Genomic DNA, 7355 nt, shown 5'->3' on the forward strand with positions numbered 1-7355 from the left:
CGCCGCTGACTCGATTACCCACGAGCAGGTATGAAAAAGGGCCGCATTGCGGCCCTTGAATCCCTCTTGGTGAACCTCAGATATCCGGTTCGAAGAGTTTGCGTTTCATCACCAGCTTGACCCACGCCAAGGCAATCAGCCCCACCAGCCCCAGTACCGCGCCAGTCAGCAGGTACACCGTCTGCGTCATCTCCGGCGACGGGGAATTGTTCAGCGCGATGTAGCCCATGCCGAGGATGCCGACGATCTGCGGCAGCGGGTAGAGAGCAGACTTGTAGGGGCGCGGCAGGTGCGGCTGGCGTCGACGCAGCACCATCACATTGACGTGGGCGATGATGTAGGCCAGCAGCCAGCTGGTGGACGCCGCGATCAGAAGCGTGATGATGGAATCCGGCCCCATCAGCAGAAACGGCAGGGCGATGATGATCGCCACGAAGACGATGGCCATCCACGGCGTACCGAAACGCTTGTGCAGCACCTTCATCTGCGGGAAGGCCTGGCCGTTCTCAGCCATGCCGCAGAGCATGCGCGGCACCGCCGCCAGCACCGTGTTGACGGTGGAGCAGGTGGCGGTCAGCGCCATGACCGTGGCGATGATCACCGCGCCCTTGCCGAACACCGCGAACACGTAGTCCAGGTACGGCAACGGCGAGGTCGTCAGGGTTTCCACCGACAAGTAGCGGCTGGCACCGACGCAGAAAATCACGAACAGGGTGAAGGTGATGGTCAGCGACAGCGTCATCGAGCGCGGGATGTTGCGCTCCGGCTGGCGTACCTCGCCAATCAGCGGGCAGATGAACTCGGCCCCCACCAGCAGCCACATGGCAAGGGCCACCAGGCCGATGAAGCTGCCATCGAGAATGCCATCCCAGCCCCAGTTCACGTCAGGTACGAAGCCTGCCGCCGGTGCTTCGGCCAGCCCGCCCACCGCGCTCAGACCCACCAGCAACAAAGCCGCCACCATGGCGAAGGTGAAGACGTTCTGCAGCTTGGCGAACACATCAGTGCCGAGGATGTTCAGCGCCGTGAGAACGACCAGGATGGACAGCGGCACCAAGGTGGCGGGGAAGACGCCGGGGAACAGCTTGTCGAGGATCGCATCCACCAGTAGCAGCTCGGCGGAAAGCCCGAACATCGCCACGATCACGTAGCCAGCGAACACCGCGACAATGGCCGGGAAGTGACCGATGGCCTTCTGCGTGTAGGTCGCCAAGGTCCCCGCCTGGGGAAACATCAGCGACAGTTCGGCAAAGCTCTGCACATAGCACTGCGCCAGGATGAAGGCCACGGCGAAGGCGGCGATGAAGCCGAGGCCGCCAAAGCCCAGGCCCTGCAACGCCGACATCATCGCGCCCTGAACCACCACAACGCCGATGCAGATGGCGATCATGGTGGTGAAGCCCAGGGCTTTCTTCGCCGGTCGGGCGGACGCAACGGGCGCTGCGGGCGCAGCCGGTGCCGTCACGTCCAGGCCATTGGTGGAGGTCTTGTTCATTCTTGTGTTCCTCACGAGTGGATGCGGGGGAGCGTCGCTCAGTAGGCGATGCACACGGATTTGTTCTCGGTGAAGGCCTCGATCGCCGCATGGCCCATCTCGCGACCGATGCCGGACTGCTTGAAGCCACCGAAGGGCATGGAGGGGTCCAGCAGGTTGTGGGCGTTGACCCACACGGTGCCGGCCTTCAGGCGCGGGATCAGTCCCATCACCTGCTTCAGGTCGTTGGACCAGATGCTCGCGGCCAGGCCGTAAGGGCTGTCGTTGGCCAGACGCACCACCTCGTCAATCTCGTCGAAGGGCGTGGCCACCAGCACCGGGCCGAAGATTTCCTCGCGCACCACCTGCATGTCCGGACGCACGTTGGCAATCACCGTCGGCTTCACGAAGAAGCCTTGCTCGCCGTGGGCCTCGCCGCCGCAGATGACGCTGGCGCCTTGGGCGCGGCCGCTGTCGATCATGCCCAGCACGCGGCGCTGCTGCTTGGCGGAGATCAGCGGGTTGATCTGCGCGCTCGGGTCCAGGCCCGCGCCGATGCTGAGGGAGGTGGCAATGCCGTGCAGGCGCTCCAGAACCTGGTCGAACGACGTGCGCTGCACATAGAGGCGCGAGCCGGCGGTGCAGACCTGGCCGTTGTTGAAGAAGATCGCCCCGGCGGCACCTGCGGCAGCGTTGTCCAGGGCGGTGTCGTCGAGCACGATCACCGGCGACTTGCCCCCCAGTTCCAGGGTGAAGCGGGTCATGTTCTCCACCGCGGAGTGGGCGATCAGCTTGCCCACCGGGGTCGAGCCGGTGAAGGCCAGCTTGTCGATGCCCGGATGCGCCGCCAGTGCCGCGCCGGCCTCGGCACCGACGCCGGTGACGATATTCACCACACCGGCGGGAATGCCGGCGTCCAGGCACAGCTGGCCGAGTCGCAGGGCGGTCAGCGGGGTCTCGTCGGCAGGTTTGAGCACCACGGTGCAACCGCAGGCCAGCGCCGGGACGACCTTCCACAGGGCCATCAACAGCGGGAAGTTCCACGGCACGATGGCACCGACCACGCCGACCGGCTCGGGCACGGTGTAAGCGCGGAATTTGCCGCCGGGAATGGCGCCGATGGACAGGTCCAGGCTCTTGCCTTCGATCTTGGTGGCCCAGCCGGCCATGTAGCGCACGTACTCGACGCCAGCGCCCACCTCGATGGCCCGCGACAGGTTGATCGACTTGCCGTTGTTCAGGGTTTCCAGCTGCGCGAGTTCTTCGCCATGGGTCTCCAGCAGGTCGGCCAGCTTCAGCAGCAGGCGTTCGCGGTCGGCCGGGCGCTGGGCCGCCCAACTGCCTTCGAAGGCACGCCGCGCCGCGGCCACGGCCAGATCCACATCGGCCTTGCCGGCCACGGCGACACGGGCCAGCTCCTCGCCCGTGGCCGGGTTATGCACCGGCATCTCGGCACCGGACAGCGCAGGCCGCGACTGGCCGTCGATCAACAGGCCGTGGTGGACCTGGACAAAGGCCATCACGCGGGGGTCAAGGGCAATGCTCATCTCGATTCCTCTTCTCGCTCGGCCGTCATGGCGACCGGGTCACTCGGATAGTCGAGAGGAACTGTGCGCCAAGCCCTGAGCGCGATCTTGATCCTGGCTGCCGCCGGACTTGCCAATGGCTGCCAGCCGCTCTGGCAGAAAAAGGCAAACCCCGTGGCAGGCAGATGCAAGTATTCGCCGACCGTTTGAGGCACAAATGCAGCCACGCAGCTTGCACCGCTGCCCTAGAGGAGATTTCACATGAGTACCCGCGACAGCGCCTTCTGGCACCCCATGCTGCACCCCAACGAGATGAAGCAGCGCGAACCCATCCGTATCCTCCGCGGCGAGGGTTGCTTCGTCACCGATGACAAGGGCAATCGCCTGGTGGATGGCGTGGCCGGCCTGTGGAACGTCAACGTCGGACACGGCCGGGCGGAGATTAAAGCGGCCATTACCGCCCAGTTGGATGAACTGGAATACTTCCAGCTGTTCGACGGCATCAGCCACCCACGCGCCGAAGAGCTGTCACGCCTGGTGATCGACATGCTGGAACCGGAGGGCATGCGCCGCGTGGCCTTCAGTTCCGGTGGCTCGGACGCCGTGGAAACCGCCCTGAAGCTGGCTCGCCAGTACTGGAAGCTGCAAGGGCAGGCCGACCGCACCAAGTTCATTTCCCTGCGCCAGGGCTACCACGGCACCCACTTCGGCGGGGCGTCGGTCAACGGCAACACCGTATTCCGCCGCAACTACGAGCCGCTGCTGCCAGGCTGCTTCCACGTCGACACGCCCTGGCTCTACCGCAACCCCTACAGCCAGGACCCGGAAGAACTCGGACAGATCTGCGCTGACCTGCTGGAACGTGAAATCCAGTTCCAGAGCCCGGACACCGTGGCCGCCTTCATTGCCGAGCCGATCCAGGGCGCTGGCGGTGTGATCGTGCCGCCGGAGAACTACTGGCCGCTGATCCGCAAGGTCTGCGACAAGTACGGCGTGCTGCTGATCGCCGACGAAATCGTCACCGGCTTCGGCCGCTCCGGCGCCATGTTCGGCAGCCGCCTGTGGGGCGTGAAGCCGGACATCATGTGCCTGGCCAAAGGCATCTCCTCCGGCTACATCCCGCTGGGTGCCACCGTGGTCAACGAGCGCATCGAGCAGGCCTTCGCCGGCAATGGCACCTTCACCGGCGCCATCATGCATGGCTACACCTATTCCGGGCACCCGGTGGCCTGCGCCGCCGCACTGGCCAACCTCGACATCGTGCAGAAGGAAAACCTGCCGGCCAACGCCGCGAAACAGGGCGACTACCTGCTCAAGAGCCTGGCCACCTTCCCTGAGCGCTTCGCCGCCGTGGGCGAAGTGCGCGGCAAGGGCCTGATGGTTGCGTTGGACCTGGTGAGTGACAAGACCAGCCGCGAGCCCATCGACCCCATGGGTGGCTATGCCAACCGCGTGGCCGAGATCGCCCGCGCCAACGGCGTGATGGTGCGTCCGGTGGGCACCAAGATCATCCTCTCGCCGCCACTGGTGATCGAGAAGGAGCAGATCGACACCATCGTCAATGCACTGGCGATCGGCTTCCAGGAAGCCCGGTAAGGATCAGCTGCGCGTCGCGCTATACCTGAGGGCGCCTGGCCCATTCAAGAGCGCGGCCATGCCGCGCTCTTCCGTTCAGGAGGATGCGCCATGCACGATGACTTCGGCCTGCACTGCCTGCACGCCGTCAGCCGGATGGTCCCGGCTTCCTGCTTCGCCTTTTACCGGGTCGATCCGCAGCTTCGCGCCCGCGACTTCCAGCTGTTGCACATGGACGCCCGCCCCCACCGTGACTACCTCGACCATTACCGCGATTTCGACCCACTGCACCCGGCTCTGTGCCAGGACGAACACCGCGTCTCGGAGCTGCTGACCTGCAGCGCCTCGACGGCCTGTCCAACAAGGACCTCGCTCGCCAGCTCGACCTCGGCATGGGTTCGAACTCGTTCGCCCACACGATGGCGCGGCGTTCCGTGAGCATGCGAAACCTATCAACTCGGTGACGATGGGTTTCGTACCTCAACCCATCCTACGGTCTACAGGCACAGGCGCCTGCCAGTGGCTGTGCGGCCATAAACAAAAAGCCCGGCGTCCGCCGGGCTTCGAGGGGTTGCAACGCGTTGGAATCAGCTGACGCGTTGAGCCTGCAGCAGACGATCCGAACCACCTTCAGCGACGCGGAAGGCATGGGTACGGTCGGAGCCACTTTCGGCTACACGGAAGCCTTGAGTACGGTCGGAACCGCCTTCAGCGACGCGGTCCAGCACCATGAAGCCACCTTCAGCAGCCACCGGCTCGATGACCTGGATAGTGGTGGCTTCCCGGGACTCACCCAGCACCGGCTGATAGTCGGACGGCAGGGCAAAGGCGGATGTGCTCAGGGCGGCGATGAACAGGGCAGCGAAGGCTTGGGTTTTCATGATCGTGGGCTCCTCGAGGAGGCTGAAAACTGGGTACGGAGCCAATCTTACGGATGGGGCGTTGATTAAGAAGTGATCACTCCAGATAGAGAACATCAACGTCGTTGATGTTGAATCGATCCCTTTAAGATCAACGAGCAAGCACAGGGGAATCCGAATCAAGTTAATATATTAACTTTCCTCTTTCGTCGCTTTCCGTGCCCACTCGAATGCCTGATCCTCGCCCCTGGCCTGCCGCTATTCGCGCCCTGCGCCACCGTAATTTCCGCCTGTATTTCGCCGGCCAGGCCATTTCCACCCTGGGCAGCTGGCTGCAGCAGGTGGCGCTGGCCTGGTTGATCTATCGCCTCACCGGTTCAGCCGCGTTGCTGGGCGTCACGACCTTTGCGTCTCTGCTGCCGCAATTGCTCGTCGGTCCACTGGCCGGCGCCTGGATCGACCGCCACGATAAACGCCGCCTGCTGATCGGCGTACAAGGGCTGCTCGGCTTGCAGGCCACCGCCCTCGCATTGCTCACGGCCACTGACCTGATCAGCCCCACGCTGATCGTCACCATGGCGGTGCTGCTGGGCATCCTCAACGCCTTCGACACGCCTTTGCGCCAGTCCCTCCTAAGCCAATTCGTCAGCGGCAAGGCGGACTTGCCCAACGCCCTGGCACTCAACGCCATGCTGTTCAACAGCTCGCGCTTCGTCGGCCCGCCGCTGGCCGGCCTGCTGCTGGGTTTCACCAGCGAGGCAGCCTGTTTTGCGCTCAATGCCCTGTCCTACCTGGGCCTGGCGGCAGGTCTGCTGGTGATCCGCATGGCCCCTACGCCGCGCGCCGTCGGCTCCACTGGGGATGTCTTCCGCGAGGGCTTTGCCTATGTCGCCGGCCGGCCGACCATCCGCCTGATGATGCTCAGCGTGCTAGTGGTCAATCTCACCGCGTCCAGCTACGCCGTGCTGCTGCCGGTGTTCGCAAAGGACATCTTCGTTGGCGACGCGCGCACCCTGGGCTGGCTCTGGGGCGCCGCTGGCCTGGGCTCGTTGCTGGGCACGCTGTTCCTCGCCAATCGCCACGCGCTGCCAAGCCTGGTCAACAGCATCATGGCGTGCGCTATGGCGGGCGGCGCGGGCTTGCTGGCCTTCGCCGCCAGCGAACAACTGGTTGTTTCACTGCTGGCCATGGCCCTGCTCGGCTTCGCCATCACCAATTGCAACGTCGGCACCAACATCCTTCTGCAGAGCCTGGCACCGGAACGCCTGCGCGGCCGCGTGGTATCGCTCTACACCTCGACCCGCTTCGGTTTCGACGCCATCGGCGGACTGCTGGTGGGCGTGCTCGCCGAGTACGCGGGTGCGCCTATCGCTATGGCTTGCGCCGGCGTCTTGCTGCTGGGCTATTGCGCCTGGCTGTTGCCCCGACAGCGCCAGCTGGGGCGGGACATCGCCAGCGAACCAAGGGACGACGGCTGAACCCAATCCTGCATCTGTGGGTTGGCGGCGCCGTCCTGCGATTCCTCGACAGAACACCGCCAGCGCGCAGCCGTAGGGGGGGTCGCGCTTCATCGACCCACCAACAGAGCCAGGCCTGGCTCCTCCCGTTGGGTTTCGCTTCGCTCTACGTCAACTTACCGGTCAGCGCGCACGGGGATCAGAGGCCGAGCGGAATCGTTGCGCAGGGGGACGAGCGGCATGGATGCCGCGAGAGGCGTGTGGGGCCATGGATGGCCCCTCTCGCCGTGCCCCTGGAGCAAGGATGGAGGGAGGGTAGTTTGGCGGAGCCAAACCCGGATGCAGGGGCAAGCCCTTTGGTTCCTTTCGGTGCTTGAGAAAGGGACTCGTCCGGGGGGAAGAAACCAGAAGCATCCGCAGAACTCGGCAAGCAGCCTGGCTCAGGACGTTCTAGCAACACTTA

5 protein-coding genes and 1 pseudogene are annotated in these 7355 nt (G+C 64.7%); 3 read left to right on the plus strand and 3 right to left on the minus strand.

Annotated features, from left to right (window positions below):
- Window positions 1–76: 76 nt before the first annotated feature.
- The gene (locus E8F20_RS11560) at window positions 77–1495 is read right to left on the minus strand and encodes an APC family permease (RefSeq protein ID WP_280283844.1); all 1419 of its coding nucleotides are present in this window, start codon (window positions 1493–1495) and stop codon (window positions 77–79) included.
- Window positions 1496–1533: 38 nt separating this feature from the next.
- On the minus strand, window positions 1534–3021 hold the full coding sequence (locus E8F20_RS11565; RefSeq protein WP_280283845.1) for an aldehyde dehydrogenase family protein: 1488 nt from the start codon (window positions 3019–3021) through the stop codon (window positions 1534–1536).
- Between the two features lie 240 nt (window positions 3022–3261).
- On the opposite strand from E8F20_RS11565, the gene E8F20_RS11570 reads away from it, so the two are divergent.
- Window positions 3262–4596: an aspartate aminotransferase family protein gene (locus E8F20_RS11570; RefSeq protein WP_280283846.1), complete on the plus strand. Its 1335-nt coding sequence runs from the start codon at window positions 3262–3264 to the stop codon at window positions 4594–4596.
- A 90-nt stretch (window positions 4597–4686) separates the two neighbouring features.
- Window positions 4687–4869 (plus strand): annotated as a pseudogene (locus E8F20_RS11575) (helix-turn-helix transcriptional regulator); the annotation flags it as partial.
- Between the two features lie 293 nt (window positions 4870–5162).
- Here the strand turns inward: E8F20_RS11575 and E8F20_RS11580 are convergent.
- Window positions 5163–5456 (minus strand): hypothetical protein, encoded by a 294-nt coding sequence (locus E8F20_RS11580; RefSeq protein WP_137822051.1) that lies wholly within the window; start codon window positions 5454–5456, stop codon window positions 5163–5165.
- 209 nt (window positions 5457–5665) lie between these two features.
- Between E8F20_RS11580 and E8F20_RS11585 the strand changes: the two genes are divergently transcribed.
- Entirely contained in the window at window positions 5666–6913 is a 1248-nt protein-coding gene (locus E8F20_RS11585; RefSeq protein ID WP_280283847.1) for an MFS transporter, read from the plus strand.
- Window positions 6914–7355: the final 442 nt, after the last annotated feature.

It is taken from the genome of Pseudomonas sp. BN415, from assembly GCF_029871195.1.
Lineage (GTDB): Bacteria > Pseudomonadota > Gammaproteobacteria > Pseudomonadales > Pseudomonadaceae > Metapseudomonas > Metapseudomonas resinovorans.